This is a genomic window from Neobacillus piezotolerans (assembly GCF_003362805.1).
Classification (GTDB): Bacteria; Bacillota; Bacilli; order Bacillales; family Cytobacillaceae; genus Bacillus_D; species Bacillus_D piezotolerans.
This window is the reverse complement of sequence record NZ_QNQT01000005.1, coordinates 19349-37477: the sequence shown is the minus strand read 5'-3', so window position 1 is coordinate 37477 and position 18129 is coordinate 19349. Positions and strand designations below refer to the sequence as shown.

The 18129-nt window shown below is 45.8% G+C and carries 20 protein-coding genes; all 20 read right to left on the bottom strand.

Features of this window, described 5'->3' with window-relative positions; translation table 11 throughout:
- Positions 1-2 precede the first annotated feature (2 nt).
- On the bottom strand, positions 3-509 hold the full coding sequence (locus tag DRW41_RS12510) for a QcrA and Rieske domain-containing protein (protein ID WP_115452351.1): 507 nt from the start codon (positions 507-509) through the stop codon (positions 3-5).
- A gap of 147 nt (positions 510-656) precedes the next feature.
- Positions 657-1118 carry a YpiF family protein gene (locus DRW41_RS12505; RefSeq protein ID WP_115452350.1) on the bottom strand — a complete coding sequence of 154 codons (462 nt, stop codon included), beginning with the start codon at positions 1116-1118 and terminating at the stop codon, positions 657-659.
- Positions 1119-1238: 120 nt separating this feature from the next.
- Positions 1239-1805: a ReoY family proteolytic degradation factor gene (locus DRW41_RS12500; RefSeq protein ID WP_115452349.1), complete on the bottom strand. Its 567-nt coding sequence runs from the start codon at positions 1803-1805 to the stop codon at positions 1239-1241.
- A gap of 30 nt (positions 1806-1835) precedes the next feature.
- The gene (locus DRW41_RS12495; RefSeq protein WP_115452348.1) at positions 1836-3098 is read right to left on the bottom strand and encodes a tetratricopeptide repeat protein; all 1263 of its coding nucleotides are present in this window, start codon (positions 3096-3098) and stop codon (positions 1836-1838) included.
- Between the two features lie 27 nt (positions 3099-3125).
- Complete coding sequence (locus tag DRW41_RS12490; RefSeq protein ID WP_115452347.1) at positions 3126-4019, bottom strand: amidohydrolase family protein; 894 nt, start codon at positions 4017-4019, stop codon at positions 3126-3128.
- 137 nt (positions 4020-4156) lie between these two features.
- On the bottom strand, positions 4157-5425 hold the full coding sequence (gene aroA, locus DRW41_RS12485) for a 3-phosphoshikimate 1-carboxyvinyltransferase (protein WP_115452575.1): 1269 nt from the start codon (positions 5423-5425) through the stop codon (positions 4157-4159).
- Between the two features lie 43 nt (positions 5426-5468).
- The gene (locus tag DRW41_RS12480; RefSeq protein WP_115452346.1) at positions 5469-6572 is read right to left on the bottom strand and encodes a prephenate dehydrogenase; all 1104 of its coding nucleotides are present in this window, start codon (positions 6570-6572) and stop codon (positions 5469-5471) included.
- 14 nt (positions 6573-6586) lie between these two features.
- A complete protein-coding gene (gene hisC, locus DRW41_RS12475) occupies positions 6587-7690 on the bottom strand; it encodes a histidinol-phosphate transaminase (RefSeq protein ID WP_115452345.1) in 1104 nt (367 codons plus the stop codon).
- 106 nt (positions 7691-7796) lie between these two features.
- Positions 7797-8876 carry a 3-dehydroquinate synthase gene (gene aroB / locus DRW41_RS12470; protein ID WP_115452344.1) on the bottom strand — a complete coding sequence of 360 codons (1080 nt, stop codon included), beginning with the start codon at positions 8874-8876 and terminating at the stop codon, positions 7797-7799.
- A complete protein-coding gene (gene aroC, locus DRW41_RS12465; RefSeq protein ID WP_115452343.1) occupies positions 8876-10045 on the bottom strand; it encodes a chorismate synthase in 1170 nt (389 codons plus the stop codon). Before aroC ends, aroB begins: the two co-directional genes overlap by 1 nt.
- Positions 10046-10224: 179 nt before the next feature.
- On the bottom strand, positions 10225-10671 hold the full coding sequence (gene ndk, locus DRW41_RS12460) for a nucleoside-diphosphate kinase (RefSeq protein WP_115452342.1): 447 nt from the start codon (positions 10669-10671) through the stop codon (positions 10225-10227).
- A 122-nt stretch (positions 10672-10793) separates the two neighbouring features.
- Positions 10794-11756 (bottom strand): heptaprenyl diphosphate synthase component II, encoded by a 963-nt coding sequence (gene hepT, locus DRW41_RS12455; protein WP_115452341.1) that lies wholly within the window; start codon positions 11754-11756, stop codon positions 10794-10796.
- Positions 11757-11794: 38 nt separating this feature from the next.
- Positions 11795-12499, bottom strand: coding sequence for a demethylmenaquinone methyltransferase (locus DRW41_RS12450; RefSeq protein ID WP_115452340.1), 705 nt, complete (start codon positions 12497-12499; stop codon positions 11795-11797).
- Between the two features lie 5 nt (positions 12500-12504).
- Positions 12505-13290 carry a heptaprenyl diphosphate synthase component 1 gene (locus DRW41_RS12445; protein WP_245959435.1) on the bottom strand — a complete coding sequence of 262 codons (786 nt, stop codon included), beginning with the start codon at positions 13288-13290 and terminating at the stop codon, positions 12505-12507.
- A 227-nt stretch (positions 13291-13517) separates the two neighbouring features.
- Positions 13518-13754, bottom strand: a complete 237-nt coding sequence (mtrB, locus tag DRW41_RS12440; RefSeq protein ID WP_115452338.1) for a trp RNA-binding attenuation protein MtrB — start codon at positions 13752-13754, stop codon at positions 13518-13520.
- Positions 13755-13776: 22 nt separating this feature from the next.
- On the bottom strand, positions 13777-14343 hold the full coding sequence (gene folE / locus DRW41_RS12435; protein ID WP_115452337.1) for a GTP cyclohydrolase I FolE: 567 nt from the start codon (positions 14341-14343) through the stop codon (positions 13777-13779).
- A gap of 181 nt (positions 14344-14524) precedes the next feature.
- A complete protein-coding gene (hbs, locus tag DRW41_RS12430) occupies positions 14525-14797 on the bottom strand; it encodes a non-specific DNA-binding protein Hbs (protein WP_115452336.1) in 273 nt (90 codons plus the stop codon).
- A gap of 464 nt (positions 14798-15261) precedes the next feature.
- On the bottom strand, positions 15262-16740 hold the full coding sequence (gene spoIVA, locus DRW41_RS12425; RefSeq protein WP_115452335.1) for a stage IV sporulation protein A: 1479 nt from the start codon (positions 16738-16740) through the stop codon (positions 15262-15264).
- A gap of 282 nt (positions 16741-17022) precedes the next feature.
- The gene (locus tag DRW41_RS12420) at positions 17023-17754 is read right to left on the bottom strand and encodes a YphF family lipoprotein (protein WP_245959425.1); all 732 of its coding nucleotides are present in this window, start codon (positions 17752-17754) and stop codon (positions 17023-17025) included.
- Positions 17755-17759: 5 nt separating this feature from the next.
- Positions 17760-17960, bottom strand: a complete 201-nt coding sequence (locus tag DRW41_RS12415; RefSeq protein ID WP_115452334.1) for a DUF2768 domain-containing protein — start codon at positions 17958-17960, stop codon at positions 17760-17762.
- Between the last annotated feature and the right edge of the window lie 169 nt (positions 17961-18129).

Genomic DNA, 18129 nt, shown 5'->3' with positions numbered 1-18129 from the left:
GATTACGCCTCCTTTCTTGGCTGAGCTTTTCCTAGATACAAAAAGCCGTCTTTTTCCTTGTACGGATAGACATCAAGCGGCTTCATAGGCGGTGTGTTCGGCACATTCACGCCGTCTTTGTAGTAGCGGCCCGCATGGCACGGACAAAAGAATTCATTTGGATGGTCTTCACTGGCGTTCCAGTTGACAACGCATCCAAGATGCTTGCATACAGGCGACAGGGCAACAATTTTCCCGTTGTCATCCTTGTAAACCCAAGCTGTGTTCGTAACTTCTGATTCATACCAAGCATCTTTTTGTTTGAAAGAAAAATCCACCCGTTCCGGTTCACTGGTTATATCAGCTACTTTTTTAGATGTCGCGATGAAATCACCGGCTTCATCTACTTTTAGCACTGGGTCAATCGCAAAACGGACCATTGGCATCAGCATACCCGCGGCCATAAAGCCCCCTACGCCAGTCAATGTATAGCTAAGGAACTGCCTTCTTGAAACTCGATGCTTACTCATGCTCTTCCCCCCTCTGTTTACAAGTTAAGTCCATGGGACAATTAACATATATTAACTAGGACATTATCATGATATATCAATCTTTTGGCAAGGTCAATATAATACTATTTTGTGAATTTTTTATCCTGCCCTTCTTTGCAAGAGGGGTCATTCCGCCCTCCATTTCGCTGTGAAAAGCTGCATGAGCTGTTTAACCTGGTCGTTAATCAGGAGAGTTTTTTGCTTTTCTTCCATGTTTGCCAGCGGAAGCGCGGGAAGCCAGATAAGCGAACCATTGAAATTTCTCTCCTCTTCCCTCCATGACTGGTCGGAAGTAAGGAAAAAGACATGCCGAATCCCTTCATCTGCAAGCTTTTCTTCCCACCGGTTGAGCCGCCCGGCTGAAGAAGCCGGTGCCTCTTCCTTTAGATATGTAAAAGAAGGCAGCAACAAAATCCTCCCTGTGAACTGCCTTTCAAGCTGCGCGGCCAGAAGGCCTATATACTCCGTCGATGACGCGGATTGCGCTATCCCGTCTCCGAAATCCACGCCAATTAAAGGGATAATGGCTGTATCCACATATTCTTTCGCGCTGGAATAGGATCGAATATCCTCTGCGGACCATTTCATTCTTTCTTCTCCTCGCATTCATTTTTAACATTGCTTCTATCATATCACTTTAAACAAAATTAAAGGGGTTAATTTACAGTCCTCAAAGTGCAAAATTTACACCCAAAAGAAAAAACCTGCTTAGAGCAGGCTTCCATTATGCTGATCTTTTTTCATCTTGTTCAACTGCTCGGAAAAAGCAAGGAATGCTTCCTTGTCCTGTTTGTCGAGCGCCTCGTCGATCAGCTGAAGAAGTTTTTCCTGGTTAAAACGCTGGATGCTGTGCTGGAGGAATTTTTCTGCATCGGCCCTATCCTTCTCATTGACTTGCAAATGCCTTGGCACATAAGGATTATCCTCAAGAACCGCGGCATATTGATGAACCTTGTTCGATGCATTGAAATTCAACTGGATATAGATTTCTTCGTCCCTGTTCAGCCGGATGTCGTGAAAAGATTTTTCCGCGTCGGTGGTCATAATATTTTCCTTATAAAAACGGAACGGCACTTTGTCTGTGCAATGGGCCGACATAATCAGGCCCCTCGGGCAATATTGGGCCTGTTCGACGAAATGCACCTTCTCCATCAACTGGTCATGGCTCATTAGATAATTCAGGATCCACACGCATTCTCTTCTCTTTAACTGGTAATGGTTCAAAAACCATCTGATAAAGTCCTTTTTCTCGTTGACAGATACAGGGGTTGCCATAATCGTTTCCCTCCTCTGCGAGTTTAAACTTTAATATTTCTGGGAAAGGCGTTCAACCAGGTCTGCATATTCTTCATTTAAAGGATTGCGCTTTAGAAGCTCTTTAAAAACTTCGGCGGCGTCGGCGGTTTTTCCTTCTTCAATTAAAAAATATCCATAATCATTCAAAAAATTTTCATTATTTTTAAAATATGGATACGCGGCAGCATAACTTTCCATCGCTCGCACGTAATCTTCAAGATTTTCAAACGCCAAAGCGGCATCCCAATGGAATTGCGGTTCGGCGTGTTCAACGATTTCAACAGCCTCGATCAGTTCTATTACATCTTCATACCTTTCCTGATGCAAAAGCAGCTTATTAAGTATAAGGGCGGCTTCTGTAAACCCCGGGTCGAGGGCGATAGCCTCCCTTAAAAACTGTTCGGCCTCATCCTGCCTGCCTAACTTCAGGGCGAGTTTCCCGCCAAAAAAGTGAAGATCCTTGTTGAATTCATCTTGCCTAATTCCCTCAATGACAGTCTTAAGGGCAAGATCAGGCAATTCTTCAATTTCATAGGCACGTGCAAGGTGCAGGTATAGAGAGTGGTACTCCGGATCAAGCTGCTTCAGTTCCTGAAACCTTTCAATCGCAGTCCGGTTATATCCCGCCTGGAGCGCAGTAAAAGCACAGCCAAACAAAGTATTGATTTCAACCTTCCCTTCAAGCGCTTTTTCATAGTATGGCATCGCATCTTCGAACGACCCGGAGGCGCTTAAACAGTCCGCAATCCTCTGGTGGATGCTAATGCCCGCTATCTCATCCTCAGACTTTAATACTTCCTCGTAATAGTCGATTGCTTTCCTCATTTCCCCCATTGAACTATATAGTTCAGCAAGCGCGAAATCGACTACCGTTTCATCAGGCAACGCCTTTTTTGCGCTTAAGAGCTTTCTCTCGCTTACCTCATACAATCCCTGAAGCTGATATAAATCAGCCAGAAGAATTAGTGCCTCCCCGTAGGAGGGGTCATCTGGCTCTATTTCCTCAAGAAGAAGGATCGCCTTTTCTTCCTCGCCATTATCGACATAAGCCTCTGCGAGGAGGACGATAATCTCCCCTTCCCCTGGATAATACAATAGGAGATTTTCAAACAGGGATATGGCCTCTTGCAGGAAACCGTACTGAAGCAGCCTTTCGGCAAGGAGGAATTTTTCCTCTGGCGGCCCGCTTTTTAATACTTCATTATATTCCTCGATAGCTTCCTTATGTTGGCCATTTTCAAGCAAATCAATAATTTTCTCTGTTTTTTCCATCTATCCTCGCTCCGAACCCTTTTATTTTCATATGGCGAAAAAGGAGTGGGTTTTAACTTTAATATGTTCCCCACTTCCTTCTGCAAAATCAGCCTTGCTTCCAATCCGGATAATTTTTCCTCTTCTGACTGTCAACACAAGTTTGTCGCCATGGTGCAGGAAAAATGACCTTTCATCAGTTTCGCCCATTCCCTCATTCCAATATAGATTATAGCTTAGCTCCGCGTTATGAATCAGGCTCGACCTCCAGGGAAATATCCCCATCCGGTTTAGCGCCTGGGAAGCAACTGGCACACTCTCCTCCACTTCATAGTGCAGTGATGGAATTCGTTCATTCTCCATAACCTTTTTCCACTTAGCCAAAAGTAACCTTTTCTGCGCCTCATCCTGTATGGGTATCGAGGGAATAAGAGGGCAATTATAGGGAAACAGCGCTTCCCGGACCCACCCCCATGGAATTTGTTCAAGAGAGGCCGCAGTCGTAAATTCCACAAACACACCAGGAAGCTTCCTTTTTTTGCATTCTCTTAATACAGCAGGGCTTAATATCCGGATTGGGATTTTTATTCCAATCGCATAATCGGCGGGGATTCCGGCCAGGCTTTCCTCTACCTCGGAAAGCTTCTGGGCAATTAGCCTTTCATAGTCAACCTTCGCATAGGTAAGGAGAGTTGTGCACCCATTTTTTAAATACTTTTCTTCGATGGTTGCTTTTATTTCCTCAGGAGAATTTTCGGGGAGATTTCCATCAAGAATCGTATAGGCAGGGGTCATCAAAAACGCGTCAACATTCATTTTCATGTACGAATAGGCAGGCAATTCATCTCGGACAGCCGTTATTTTTCCACCCTCCACCAAAATGGATTGGGATGAGCGTTTGCCTTCCCTTAAAATAGTAGCATTTTCAATAATGTACGGCATTTCATCACCCTTTAGCAAGTCTTAAGACAAGCTATGCTGAATGAAACAAAATATGACGCACAAATTAATATGTTATAGCCCGGAAACAGGAAGCGGCGCCAATCAAGGAACTGGCGCCACATCCATTACTTAGGGTTTTATTTAATGCTACCAAGGTGGGTGAAAAAGTCCGGATAGGAAACATCAATGGCCTCGATATCATGGAGTTCGATCTCTTTTTGGCAAATAAGCCCTGCAACAGCGAGCATCATACCAATTCGATGGTCGCCATGGCTTGTCACAGTCCCGCTTCCAAGTTGTGTTTCACCTGAAATTACCATGCCGTCGGGAGTTGTTTCGATTTTCGCACCAAGCTTCCTCAGTTCATCCGCGACTGTTTCAATCCGGTCGGTCTCTTTGACACGGAGCTCAGCCGCATCCCGAATGATGGTTTCCCCTTCAGCCTGGGTGGCAAGAAGGGCTATGATTGGCAATTCATCGATAAGCCGTGGAACAAGGTCCCCGCCAATTGTGGTGCCTTTTAGGCGGGAATACTTTACGAGGATGTCTCCCGAGGGTTCAAACACATCGCCCGATGTACGAATAATCGAAAAATCGGCTCCCATCTTTTCTAACACATCTAGAATTCCTGTCCTTGTCCAATTCAAGCCAACATTTTTAAGCAAAATTTCGCTTCCCGGAACGAGCGAGCCTGCTGCAAGGAAAAAGGCGGCCGACGAGATGTCGCCAGGAACTTCGAAGTCGGTCCAGTATAGCTTTTGCCCGCCTTGTATTGCGATGGACTTGCCTGAAGTTTCAATTTTCCCGCCAAACAGGCGAATCATTCTTTCTGTATGATCCCTAGTGGGAGCGATTTCGGATATCGTGGTTTCGCCATCAGCCTGCAGGCCAGCAAGGAGGATGGCCGATTTTACCTGGGCGCTCGCAACCGGAAGCGAATAGGAAATCCCTTTCAGCCTAGTACCGGTAATCGTAATCGGGATGAATTTGCCATTTTCGCGGCCATCAATCAACGCCCCCATTTCCCTTAACGGTGCCGCTACCCTGTTCATTGGCCTTTTGGCAATCGACTCATCCCCGATAAGCCTGGAAACAAACGGCGTACCCGCCAACAGACCCATCATTAGCCGTATCGTGGTGCCGGAATTGCCGACATCAAGAATGCCAGTGTGTTCCTTTAGGCCCTCGATACCATTCCCATGTATTTTTATTTCAGTTCCTGACGTCTCAATGTTCACGCCAAGGTTCCGGAAACAGGAAACAGTGCTTAAGCAATCATTTCCCGGAAGAAAGTTCCTTACTGAAGTTGTTCCATTGGCAATCGCCCCGAACATGACCGCCCTGTGGGAAATAGATTTATCACCTGGAACGCTGATTTCGCCCAACAAGCCCTTTGCTGCGGGCATAACGCTTATTTGTTTCAATTCTGCACCTCCGGATTCAAACTTATTATTCATAGGAAGTGGGATAGGAAGTGCACGCCTGGATGCATTTCTCGGCCTTTTCCCTATCCATTGCTGTTTGGAAGCTGATTGCCAGCACTCCGTATATTTCTTCCCTCGTTTCGATTATGCGGATATTCGTAATGCTGATTTCTTCTTTCGCAAGATAACCCGTAATTTCAGAGATAACCCCTGGATAGTCCGGTATATCGACATACAAATCATAAAAAGCTGGTATAGCCCCTTTTTCTTTCACAGGCAGCCCATCGCGGAATTGTTTCGCCTCAGAAAAATACGCGGTAAGCTCCTCCTCATTTGATGTCCCCAAAAGGCGGCGGACACGCTCCATTTCCTTACCCCATAAATCGAGCAATTCGATCAGCACGTCTTTATTATGGAGAAGAATGTCACGCCACATTTCCGGGCTGCTCGACGCAATCCTGGTAATGTCCCTGAATCCGCCGGCTGCAAGCCTCGGGAGCAGGTCATTACTGCCTGACAAGCTTTTAGTCTGATGGACAATCGAGGCCGCGATGATGTGTGGAAAATGGCTTATTGCCCCTGCCAGATAATCATGGTCTTCCGGGGAAAGTTCAAGGAACCTGGCGTTCGTCCCCCTTAGCCATTCCTTAAGATCGGCTGCACTTTCCTTTTCCCGGGAATCTTCGGGCGTCAATATGTAAAATGCATTTTCGAAAAGGATTTCCTTCGCGGCTGTAATTCCGCTTTTATGGGACCCAGCCATCGGATGGCCCCCAATAAACGAAAAACCTTTTTGTTTTAAGGGGGCGGCGAGGCGGGATATTTCCTTTTTAGTACTTCCAGTATCCGTAATGATGACCGTTTCCTTAATTGCGCATGTTGACAGCTCCATCAGGATTCTCGCTGTTTCCCTGACAGGGGCGGAAATAATGATTAAATCCGCATCCGAGGCCCCTTCCCTAATTGTTTCAGAAATTTCATCGATCGCCCCAAACATTTTTGCTAATTCGGCCTGGCGTTTCCTTACATCAAACCCTGATACCTTTGCATCAGGATGAGCCTTTTTAATGCAAAGTGCCAAAGAACCGCCAATCAATCCCATTCCAATGATGAAAACATTACCGTTCAATTTCCGCACTCCCTTTAAGCAAACGCCTTGGATTCTTTTTCTAGGAATGCTTCTAATTCCTTCAGCAAGGCGGCTACCTGGCTTTCCGAGCCGACCGTCACCCGTACGCATTGGGGGAAGCCAAGCAAGGCGCCTGAACGCACAATAAAGCCGCGTTCGAGCATACTTTGGAATACTTTGTTGGCATCCATTCTGAAATTAATCAAAATAAAATTACCCTGGGATTGATAATATGGCAAACCATGGGTTTCGCAAAATTGGTAGAACATTTCAAGGCCCTTCCTGTTTATCTCCCTGCAACGCGCGACAAATTCCTGGTCGGAGAGAGCGGCCTTCGCTGCCTGCTGTCCAAAGGAATTTGCATTGAAAGGTTCCCTGGCAGGCTCGAGAACCTTGATAATCGATGGATCCGCAATGCCATATCCAACCCTCAGGCTTGCCAGCCCATAGATTTTTGAGAATGTACGCAAAGCTATTACATTAGGAAATTTATCGGTAATTGAGAGAGAATCATGAAAGTCCGCAGCTGTTACATATTCATAGTACGCTTCATCGATAACAACTAATATGTTCCCTGGTACCTGTTCCAGGAAGGATTGAAGTTCTTCATCCGGGATATAGGTTCCGGTTGGGTTATTAGGGCTGCATATCCAGATTACGTTCGTATTTTCATCGACCGCGTCAAGCATCCCTTGCAAATCGTGCTTACCATCGACCAATTCAACCTCACGAACTTCAGCGCCTTCAAGTACCGCATTATGGCGGTATTGAGGAAAGGTTGGCGAAGCCATTACCGTATTTGCACCCGGGTACAGGAGGGCTCTTGAAATGATCCGGATAAGTTCATCCGAACCATTTCCGAAAATGAGCCTGTCATTGGGAATCCCGAGCATATTTGCTAGGGTTTCCCTCAATTCCCCGGCACGCCCGTCCGGGTAAAGGGCCAGGCTTTCACTGTAGTTTTTAATACGTTCCAATACTTTGTCCGAACAGCCAAACGGATTTTCATTTGAAGCGAGTTTAACGATCGTTTCCAAGCCGTATTGTTTTTTTACTGAATCAATCGATTTACCTGGCTGATATGGGGTAAGGGTTAGCAATTGCTTCTTCCAGCGCATTATAAACACCTCGTTGTTGTTTTCACCACATCGCTTTAACGCTTTAAAGTGCGTGTGAGTTTTTCTTTTCATTCTAACACAGGCAAATCCAGAAGTCAGCGTTTTTTTACTTTTTTGAAAGTAAGAAATTATTCAACAACGATTCCAGCCTTGAATCATCTATGTCTCTAAGGCTTGGCTTTCCGATTTCCTCAAGAAAAACAAACTTCACTGTCCCTCCTACGGCCTTTTTATCCTGTTTCATCCTTTTCAACAAGCCCACCGGTTCAATGCCATAAGGAATGGAGGCGGAAAAGCCGAGCTTTTCCACCCAGGCGCGAAAGCTTTCAAGGTCAAATTCAAGCCCTGCCTCCGACTTGCTCGCTTCCAACGCGAATAGCATGCCAATCATCACCGCTTCCCCGTGAGTGACTTTCCCATATCCCATTTCAGCTTCTATCGCGTGGCCCAGGGTATGTCCAAAGTTAAGGAAGGCCCGTATGCCTGTTTCCATTACATCTTTAGCAACAATCGATGCCTTTACGCCAATCCCCATCGCAAGCATCGTTTCATATTGCCCGATGCTTATGTTTCCGAGATCTTGAATATTTGATTTTAGCCATCGGTAAAAGGACGGATCGCCAATCAAGCCATGCTTTACAACCTCAGCGAAACCAGAACGGACTTCCTCCGAAGGGAGGCTTTTTAAAAAAGAAAGGTCATAAAATACAGCTTCCGGCTGATGAAATGCACCGATCATGTTTTTGGCGAGCCTGTGGTTGATCCCTGTTTTCCCGCCGACCGAGCTATCATGTGCGAGAATCGTGGTTGGAACCTGAATGAACCGGATTCCCCTCATATAAGTAGCGGCGACGAATCCCGCAAGATCGCCAATCGCTCCTCCGCCCAGGGCAATAATTATCGACTTCCTATCCAGGCCGTTTTCAAGTGCGGATGTCATGGCCTCGTAGTAAGTATCGATTGATTTTGCCTGTTCTCCTGCTGGCGCGGTAAAAACGCACGGATGATAGCTCCGCAAGTTCCCCAAAAGAATCGGCAGACAGATTTTTTCGACGTTTTTGTCGGTAATGATCAGCAACTTGGTGAAAGAAAGTTGGCCCAGATAATCCCCCAGCAGAGACACAGCATGCTCGCCGATCATGACTGGGTACTTTTTTGAACCCGTGTTGATTTCGAGCGACTCCATTAGAATAACCTCGCCCGTTCCCTGTGGTTCCTGATTTCCTCAAGAAAGACATCAAGCCTGTCCGTATTGAATTGTTCAGCCAGCGCGGAAGCAAGCTCCCATGCAACCGCACTCTCCGCAACAACGGCCGCCGCGGGAACAGCACAGCTATCAGACCGTTCAATGCTGGCGGAAAAAGGCTCCTTCGTCTCGATATCCACACTTTGAAGGGGTTTATACAAGGTCGGGATTGGCTTCATAACCCCTCTTACGATAATCGGCATCCCGTTTGTCATACCGCCTTCGAAACCGCCAAGCCGGTTCGTTCTCCTCGTATAGCCGGTTTCTTTATCCCAAATGATTTCATCATGGACCTGTGAGCCAGGTATTTCGGCCGCTCTAAAGCCAATCCCGAATTCTACCCCCTTGAAGGCATTAATGCTCACAATTGCACCCGCGATTCGTGAATCCAGCTTCCTGTCGTATTGGACATAACTCCCCACTCCGACTGGCATGCCCGTGGCTGTAACTTCAACAATACCGCCAATTGAGTCTCCATTTTCTTTCGCCGTATCAATGGCTTCCATCATTTTTAGTTCCGCTTCCGGGTCAAGGCAGCGTACAGGCGAGTTTTCGCTCATTTTTTTCATATCAGCCATGGACAACTCTGGGACCGTCGCTTTTACCCCGCCAATTTCAGTGACATAGGAAACTATTTCAATGCCAGCCTGCCCAAGCAGCACCTTTGCGACTGCGCCTGCGGCGACACGGGCGGCCGTTTCCCTTGCAGAAGAACGCTCAAGGACATTCCTCATATCCCTGTGCCCGTATTTTATCGCGCCATTCAAATCTGCATGGCCGGGACGAGGCCGCGAAATCCTGCGCTTCACTTCAGACTCGGCTTCTTCATCAATCGGTTCCGGCCCCATAATATGTGTCCAGTGCTTCCAGTCATCATTTTTTATAACAAGCGCAATTGGCGAACCCATTGTTTTTCCATGACGGATTCCGCCAACAATTTCCACTGTGTCTTTTTCAATCTGCATCCGTCTGCCCCTGCCGTGACCTTTCTGCCTGCGGGCAAGCTCCTGATTGATTTGTTCAGCTTGGATTGGCAAGCCGGCCGGAACTCCTTCGATAATTACAGTCAACTGGGGGCCGTGCGATTCCCCCGCGGTTAGATATCTCATGTTTTCATTCCCCTTTTAAAAATGATTAAGGCTATGTTACAGGTCATTTGTGGTTTTGTCACTAGGCTATTTATCTTTGGTCTATGTATCGGCTATGATTAAACCAGGAAAAAACAGAATATTCAACAAAAGTAAACGTATACAAAAAGGGCACTCGTTTGACAAGTGCCCCTTTGGGATTAGTATACCCAGCCGTTTATTAGTTTTGTGTATTCAACTAGCTCTTCAGGTTTGAAGAAGATGCCGATTTCGCGCTCCGCACTTGCAGGTGAATCGGATCCGTGGATGATATTCTTGCCAACAGTCAGTGCGAATTCGCCACGGATTGTTCCAGGAGCAGCATCCTTTGGATTGGTGGCACCCATCATTTGGCGGGCTGTCGTGATGACATTCTCGCCTTGCCATACCATGGCAAATACAGGGCCGGAAGTAATGAAGTCAACCAATTCGCCGAAAAATGGGCGTTCTTTGTGCTCCCCATAATGCTCTTCAGCCATTTCGCGGGGAATGTTCATCAATTTCGCCCCAACAAGCTGGAAACCCTTCTTTTCAAAACGGGCCACGATTTCTCCGATTACAGCCCTTTGTACACCATCTGGCTTAACCATTAAAAATGTTTTTTCCATTATTTCCACTCCTAAACATATATGTATCATGATTGCTCATAGAGGCAATTCACGAAAATCGTACCATTGATTAGAAAAAATCGCAAGAAGCAAACGCGTGAATGGATCTTTTAACGAACGGATCAGAATTTTCTCTTTCCGATAAATTTAGCTATATCCTTCAGCGTTTTTTTCGCCCGGTTCTGGGGAAGCCCATCAAGGATGGCCAATGCCTTTTTCAAATAGCGATCGCTTAAATCAAGCGACTTTTCAATGGCGCCGGAATTTTTAATCGTTTCTATCACTTCATCCAGGTCTTTCCGGCTTGAATGTTCATTGATTCGGACTATCTTTTCCTTCAAATGGGAATCGGCCATTGCGTATAGGACTGGCGCCGTGATATTCCCTTGGAAAAGGTCGCTTCCCGCAGGCTTTCCAAGCTCTTTTTCCGTTGAGGTAAAGTCTAGGATATCATCGATTATTTGATAGGACATCCCGACATAGTATCCAAACCAGTAAAGCTTTCTACTGATTTCTTCGCTGGCATCGGCGGATATCGCCCCGAGCTGGCAGCTAACAGCGATAAGGAGGGCCGTCTTCCGTTTTATTCTCCTGAAATAGTCCCGCATCGTTTGGTCGAACCTGTATTTATCCCTGATTTGCTGGATTTCGCCGACGCAAACCTCCACAATCGTATTCGCCAAAATTTTATGGGCTTTTGGTTTTTCTATTGAAGTCATTACTTCGAGGGACAGCGCCAAAATATAATCCCCGGTATACATCGCTATCCGATTGTCCCATTTGGACTTAATCGTCGGCTTGCCCCTGCGCAATTCCGCGTCATCGATAACATCGTCGTGGACGAGAGAAGCCATATGGATTAATTCTAGCGATACCGCGGCGTTTTTTACGACATGGATATCATAATTCCCGAATTTCGCGGCTAGCAAAACAAAAACAGGACGGATGCGTTTTCCGCCCGCCTGGAGGGTATGCAAAGAGGCCTGCCTGAGCAGCAAGGATTCAGCCTGGATAGTTTCTTCAAGTGTATTCTCGATTAAAATAAGATCGGAATTTAAAAATGAAGTCATCATTTTTAATTTCATAGAGGCATTCACCCTGCTTTTCTGATAAAACTTCTTGTTTACTGTTTATGCCCGAAATGGACGGCGGCCGCGCCCCCGCTGTATGGCTTATAGGAAACTTTTTGAAAACCGGCTTCCTCGAACATCCCGGCAAGCTCCTTCGCTCCCGGGAAATCGCGTGCGGATTCCTGGAGCCATGAATATTCATTATAGCTTTTTGCAAACATTTTTCCGAACAACGGCATGATGAACCTGAAATAAAAGAAATACAACTGCCTGTATACAGGCAAGGTTGGCTGGGATGTTTCCAGGCAAACCGCGATCCCTCCTGGTTTCACCACCCTATACATTTCCTTCAGGACCTGCATGTAATCAGGAACATTCCTGAGCCCAAAACCAATCGTGACATAATCGAAAGTATCATCCAGAAACGGCAGTTCCATTGCATTTCCGTGGATAAGCGAGGCCTGGGATAGATTAAGGGCATCAATTTTTTGCTGCCCAATCTTGAGCATATTCTTGCTGAAATCCAGTCCGACAACCTCGCCTCCCTTTCCAACCGCATCGGCGAGGGCAATCGTCCAGTCAGCCGTTCCGCAGCAAAGATCCAGGGCTTTCGCGCCGGGCCGGACATTCATTCTTTTCATAGTGTCCTTTCGCCATGCGATATGCTGCTTGAAGCTGATTACGGAATTCATTTTGTCATAATTGTCATAAATGCTTTCAAAGACTGAATGAACCCGTTCTTCCTTAGAACGTTCCATGATGCTTAACCTTCTTCCACGAATATTTTAATTTCACCTAGCAATTCTTCCACCCTGCCTCTTACTGAGGTGTTGATGTTTTCTAACGCATCCATCCTTGCCTTCAGTTCAAGCCTCAGCGAAACAAGTTCATGGTCAAGGAAATCGACAAGGGTATCGGAATTTTGTTTGCCGCCAGGCGCCAGCGAGGTTTCAACGATTGCACCCAAAGCTTCAAAAAAAGGGGAAATCCCATCACGCAAATAATCATTTCTTTCCTTAAGGAGCCTTTTTAAAAGGAGGAGGCTTTCCATGAAAGGAATCCACGCATCCTTGCCGAAAAAGCCGGAGAATTTTGCGAGAATCGACGCCTCAATGTTTTTTATACTCTCAAAAAGCATTCCAACAGTATTGAACTCTTTCTGATAAAACAATGTTTTATGTTCATTTACTCTCTTAATAGCTTTAGAAAGAGAGCGAATCATCAAAATATCGTCAGATTCGGCCAAATGCTTATAATATAGGCCACTGTAATAATCGCCAGCAAGGACGGTCAACTGCCGAACCTTCGTGCCGGCCAGGGACTGTGTATTCGAAACATGTTCATGAATGTCCAGGGCAATTTGCACAAGCATAGCTGTAAGGGCATAGTTTTCCCTTTCCCGGTCAGTCAAGTCAAGTCCTTCCATAGCAGAAACAAGCAACATAAGCTTGTCATCATCTATAATGGGGACTTGAATGTATTTTAGCAGATAGGGATGAAGGACCTTTTTCTCGATAATACCCTTTATTTCTGCGATTTTGCTGTTCATATCCTGCACTTTTAATCACCCCGGGGTATGCCTAAGATGCGCCAGCACTCTTGGGCGGGAGGATGCAAAACCAATCGGCTGATCCTTTTATTTGCCCTAAACATAGCAGACATCATTATATCATAAATCATTTTTTTATGGGGAAGTTTCACAAAATAATAAAGGCCAGCCGTTTTTTTTGTAAAAAAACAACAGAACGGCCGCATGAAACCGTTCTGGATGGAATATTATTTCCCGGACCCGCTTTCCACTTCCCCCACACTCGTTAGAATGGTCGCTTTACCCCTAATCTTCATTGCCGAGGTATGTTCCGTAAATTGGGCAATCATGACTTCACCTTTGTCCAATTTTTCCGAGTGATGGAACCTTGTATCCGTACCTCTTGTCAGGCCTATGACGCTTACGCCATCTTCAATCGCCTTTATAACAATAAAGTCCACTGCTTGTTGCTCCTTTTTTTCCATGTCCGTCACCTCCGGCTCCGAATCAGTTGTTAATAAAAGATAATACTTCCGATCTGGCGATTGCGTTTTCCACAAAAATCCCCCGGACCGCGGATGTTACCGTTTTTGATCCCGGTTTCTTTACACCGCGCATCGTCATGCACATATGTTCCGCTTCAACGACTACCATTACTCCGTGCGGCAGGAGTTTCTCCATTATGCTGTTCGCAATTTCGGATGTGATCCTCTCCTGGAGCTGGGGCCGTTTCGCGACCGCTTCGACTGCCCTTGCCAGCTTGCTTAAGCCAGTAACCCTTCCGTTTCTCGGAAGGTAGGCGACATGCGCTTTACCAAAAAAAGGAACCAAATGATGCTCACACATTGAATAGAAAGGAATATCCTTTACAAGGACAAGTTCTTCATGGTCTTCCCCGAAAATCGTTTCAAAATATTCACCGGGATCCTGGTTCAGCCCGCTAAAAACCTCTTCATACATTTTTGCTACTCGTTTTGGTGTATCCAAAAGCCCTTCTCGGGTTGGGTCCTCCCCGATTGCTTCGAGGATGGAACGAACAGCCTCCTCTATCTGGGCCTTATTTACGGTTGCCATCAGCTTAACCCCCTACTGTTATCATGCAAGTCTTCTTCATATTAGCATAACCATTTTAATGCAGGCAAAATGAAATGCTTTTATTATCATGTACCCGATTATACCCGCCGTTTCTGGAGGAATTGAAAAAAGCCATGGATTCCTCCATGGCTTTTTGCGCCCAAAGCACATTTCTATGTAATTATTTCACAGCGTCTTTGAGTTGTTTGCCCGGTTTGAATGCAGGTACCTTGCTGGCAGCGATTTCAATCTCATCGCCGGTTTGCGGGTTGCGGCCCTTGCGAGCGGAGCGTTCACGAACTTCGAAGTTTCCGAATCCGATCAAAGAAACTTTGTCGCCATTTTTAAGAGCTTCCAAAATGGAATCAAAAACAGCATCAACCGCTTTGGTAGCGTCCTTCCTTGAAAGTTCGCTAGCCTCTGCTACCGCATTGATAAGTTCTGTCTTGTTCATGCCATTCACCTCCTCCCAAATAATTTGCCCAGTGAGTAGAATACGTTACTTATCTACATTTCTAAACAAATTTCATCAATTCTATACGCGGAAGCGTATTTTAATTGACAAGGCTAATCATATAGCAAGCCTTGAAGGATTTCAATTGTTTTTATAAAAAAACTAAAAGAAAACCCAATGAAATAAAGGCTTCGTGCTTCGTAAGGCTAATTCTGTTAAAAGATTATCACAATCAATTGTTCTAATCAAGAATATTACCGTAAATAGTGGAAATCTTTTCACTTTTTATCCATCCGGCGAGAAAAATGTCGAAACTCAGTCTATTTCTCTTGGATTTTTCCCTCTAGATTGTTAGTTGAAACATTATGTGAGAGTAAATAAAAAAAAAGAGGCCAGTAAGCCTCTTCGATTGCATTTTATTTATGAAGGAGGGAGGAAAACCCTGGAATCGCTTTTTGCCAGCCCTATAGGATGATGGCAATCAATCCTCCAGACCCCTCGTTTATAATTCTTTCGAGCGTTTCTTTTAACTTATAACGCGCGTTTTCCGGCATCAGGGAGATTTTCGCCTGGATTCCCTCCCTGACAATCGAACTGAGGCTTCTTCCGAATATATCCGAATTCCAGATGGAAAGCGGATCGTCCTCGAAATCCTGCATTAGGTAACGAACAAGCTCTTCGCTTTGTTTTTCTGTGCCGATAATCGGCGCGAATTCGGATTCCACATCGACCTTGATCATGTGGATTGAAGGGGCAACCGCTTTCAGCCTCACGCCGAAGCGGGCGCCCTGGCGGATGATTTCGGGTTCTTCAAGGCTCATATCCGAAAGGGTTGGAGAAGCGATTCCGTACCCGGTCTGTTTTACCATTCTTAGCGCATCCGAAATATGGTCGTACTCCGCCTTGGCATGCGCGAAATCCTGCATAAGCTCAAGAAGATGGTCCTTGCCTCGGATTTCAACGCCGACGATTTCCTTCAGGATTTCATCATACAGTTCGTCCGGCGCATAAAGGTCGATTTCGGCGACCCCCTGGCCCATCTCAATTCCCGCGAGCCCCGCCCTTTCGATAAAATCAAAATCGCTGAATTGGTGTACAACCCTGTCGACATCCCTCAGCCGCTTTATGTCTTTCACGGTATCCCTGACCGCTTCCTGATAACTTTCGCGCAGCCAGTGATTCTCCCTTAAAACCATAACCCAGCTTGGAAGGTTTACATTCACCTCAAGTACCGGGAATTCATAGAGCGCTTCTCTTAGGACATTCAATACATCCGATTCGCGCATTCCCTCCACGCTCATCGCGATTACGGGTATATCGTATTTCTCCGCGAGGCTGGACCGGAGCGCTTCCGTATTCGGATGATGCGGCTGGGCACTGTTCACAACCATGATGAAAGGCTTGCCTACTTCCTTCAGCTCGTTGATGACCCTTTCCTCCGCATCAAGGTACGATGTCCGCGGGATTTCACCAATCGTCCCGTCTGTGGTAATAACCACGCCTATTGTGGAGTGTTCTTGGATAACCTTCCTGGTACCGATTTCTGCGGCTTCGTGGAAGGGAATAGGCTCTTCATACCAGGGGGTTGTAATCATCCTCGGCCCATTTTCATCCTCATACCCCTTGGCTCCGGGAACTGTGTAACCGACACAGTCAACCAGCCGGATATTAACTTCAAGCCCTTCATCCACATAGACGGCGGCAGCCTGATTAGGGACAAATTTCGGCTCGGTGGTCATGATCGTTTTTCCAGCCGCGCTTTGCGGCAATTCATCCATCGTCCTTGCCTTATCCGCCTCATTGCTCATATTGGGCAGGACAACCAGCTCCATAAACTTTTTGATAAAAGTGGATTTGCCGGTCCTTACCGCCCCGACTACTCCGAGATAAATATCGCCGCCAGTCCGTTCGGCAATATCCTTAAAAATATCTACCCTTTCCAAGAGATCCCCTCCCGATCCTAGAATAAGTGGGATAATCGTATCCATTTTAGGTATTGTTGGACAGTACATGTTTATGATGTTGTCCTATTGAATTATGCATATCGCGAGTATATTTATTTTTACCTCCTGTCGGTTTGCCGATTTTCAATGTGCTTCAACCGGTTTTATCCCTGGTTGCCGGGAAATGAAATAAACCCTTCTCCTGTAAATATATTAATCAGGAGAAGGGTTATGACAGTTTATCACGCAAAAAGACGTTTTTACTATTTTAGTAGCATTCCGTCAACTTTCCATAAAAACCGGCTCACCGGTTTCTTGATCGATCGTATAAGGAAGTGAATATGCCGGCACAAACATTGACTCATCGGTCAGAACCGAGCGTATGTCCTCGCCAGATTTGAAATGCCGGGATGATTTTTGCAGGAACTGGTATAGGTCACTGCTATAATCCACATAAATTTCACCCTTTGGCCCCATGACGAACGAGAGATTATGCTGCGTGAATGGGCTTACCACGTAAGGAGGGTTTTTGTACCCCAGCTTGGAAAAATCAAGCGAGTACACATTTTTAGCCAGTACCTCCTTAAATGGCGGATAGCCGTTCGCGCTGATTCTCATTTTTACTTCGCGGATTTGGTCCGCAATCCGAAGATCCAAAAGCTTTACTGTAGGGTTTGTTTCCACGTCGATAAGGACATATTGAAAGATTCCGCCGTTTTCAAACGCATTCCCTGGCGGCTCCTGCAAATAACGAGGAGAAATCTTCGAAAAATCAATTACATACTTTTCATAGATTGGAGTATCGGCTTCCTTTGTTTTGATGGGCAGGATTCCATCGTTATCCTTTTGGAAGCTATCAACGGCAGCCTGGACTATTTCAAGCTGATCTTTATAAGGAATCTGGTTTTTGGCAAGCTCATCGCTCGGATACATGCAGCCGCCTAGGAGCATGATCATTAAAACCGGCAAAGCCAGCCTTGCAATTTTCATTTTTGAAAAACCTTCTTTAATCATATTCGCTATTCTCCTGTAGGTCCGCTCATTACAACGAGGAATATGATAATACCGGATACTATCATTAATGCATACGCAAATAAGGCTGTAATGACGCGAAAAACGCCTTTTAATTTATATCTGCTCAGATAGATCGAAATAATTGAAACAAACATGAAGCCCATTGCGGCCAAAGAAACCCACATTTTCATTAAAGCCGGTGACAAAGCACATCCCCCCTTTTACCGAGAGTAATTATATCATAGCCCGCGGAAGGGTGAAAGCAAACGGGAGCAAAGGCAAAAAGAAAAGAGCAAGGGGGCGTTTCCCTGCTCAAAGAAAGTGACTAAGATACCCAAACTACGTTCACGTTACCAGTTTGTTTCGTTGCATTGT

Excerpts from the sequence above, each read along its gene's own strand:
- hbs (WP_115452336.1), bottom strand. The coding sequence starts at position 14,797 with ATGAACAAGACAGAACTTATCAATGCGGTAGCAGAGGCTAGCGAACTT.
- DRW41_RS12445 (WP_245959435.1), bottom strand. The coding sequence starts at position 13,290 with ATGAACAGCAAAATCGCAGAAATAAAGGGTATTATCGAGAAAAAGGTC.
- folE (WP_115452337.1), bottom strand. The coding sequence starts at position 14,343 with ATGGCAACCGTAAATAAGGCCCAGATAGAGGAGGCTGTTCGTTCCATC.
- DRW41_RS12495 (WP_115452348.1), bottom strand. The coding sequence starts at position 3,098 with ATGGAAAAAACAGAGAAAATTATTGATTTGCTTGAAAATGGCCAACAT.
- hepT (WP_115452341.1), bottom strand. The coding sequence starts at position 11,756 with ATGAAATTAAAAATGATGACTTCATTTTTAAATTCCGATCTTATTTTA.
- DRW41_RS12510 (WP_115452351.1), bottom strand. The coding sequence starts at position 509 with ATGAGTAAGCATCGAGTTTCAAGAAGGCAGTTCCTTAGCTATACATTG.
- DRW41_RS12450 (WP_115452340.1), bottom strand. The coding sequence starts at position 12,499 with ATGGAACGTTCTAAGGAAGAACGGGTTCATTCAGTCTTTGAAAGCATT.
- ndk (WP_115452342.1), bottom strand. The coding sequence starts at position 10,671 with ATGGAAAAAACATTTTTAATGGTTAAGCCAGATGGTGTACAAAGGGCT.
- DRW41_RS12505 (WP_115452350.1), bottom strand. The coding sequence starts at position 1,118 with ATGAAATGGTCCGCAGAGGATATTCGATCCTATTCCAGCGCGAAAGAA.
- DRW41_RS12490 (WP_115452347.1), bottom strand. The coding sequence starts at position 4,019 with ATGCCGTACATTATTGAAAATGCTACTATTTTAAGGGAAGGCAAACGC.
- aroA (WP_115452575.1), bottom strand. The coding sequence starts at position 5,425 with ATGCCCGCAGCAAAGGGCTTGTTGGGCGAAATCAGCGTTCCAGGTGAT.
- aroB (WP_115452344.1), bottom strand. The coding sequence starts at position 8,876 with ATGGAGTCGCTCGAAATCAACACGGGTTCAAAAAAGTACCCAGTCATG.
- hisC (WP_115452345.1), bottom strand. The coding sequence starts at position 7,690 with ATGCGCTGGAAGAAGCAATTGCTAACCCTTACCCCATATCAGCCAGGT.
- DRW41_RS12500 (WP_115452349.1), bottom strand. The coding sequence starts at position 1,805 with ATGGCAACCCCTGTATCTGTCAACGAGAAAAAGGACTTTATCAGATGG.
- mtrB (WP_115452338.1), bottom strand. The coding sequence starts at position 13,754 with ATGGAAAAAAAGGAGCAACAAGCAGTGGACTTTATTGTTATAAAGGCG.
- DRW41_RS12420 (WP_245959425.1), bottom strand. The coding sequence starts at position 17,754 with ATGATTAAAGAAGGTTTTTCAAAAATGAAAATTGCAAGGCTGGCTTTG.
- aroC (WP_115452343.1), bottom strand. The coding sequence starts at position 10,045 with ATGAGATATCTAACCGCGGGGGAATCGCACGGCCCCCAGTTGACTGTA.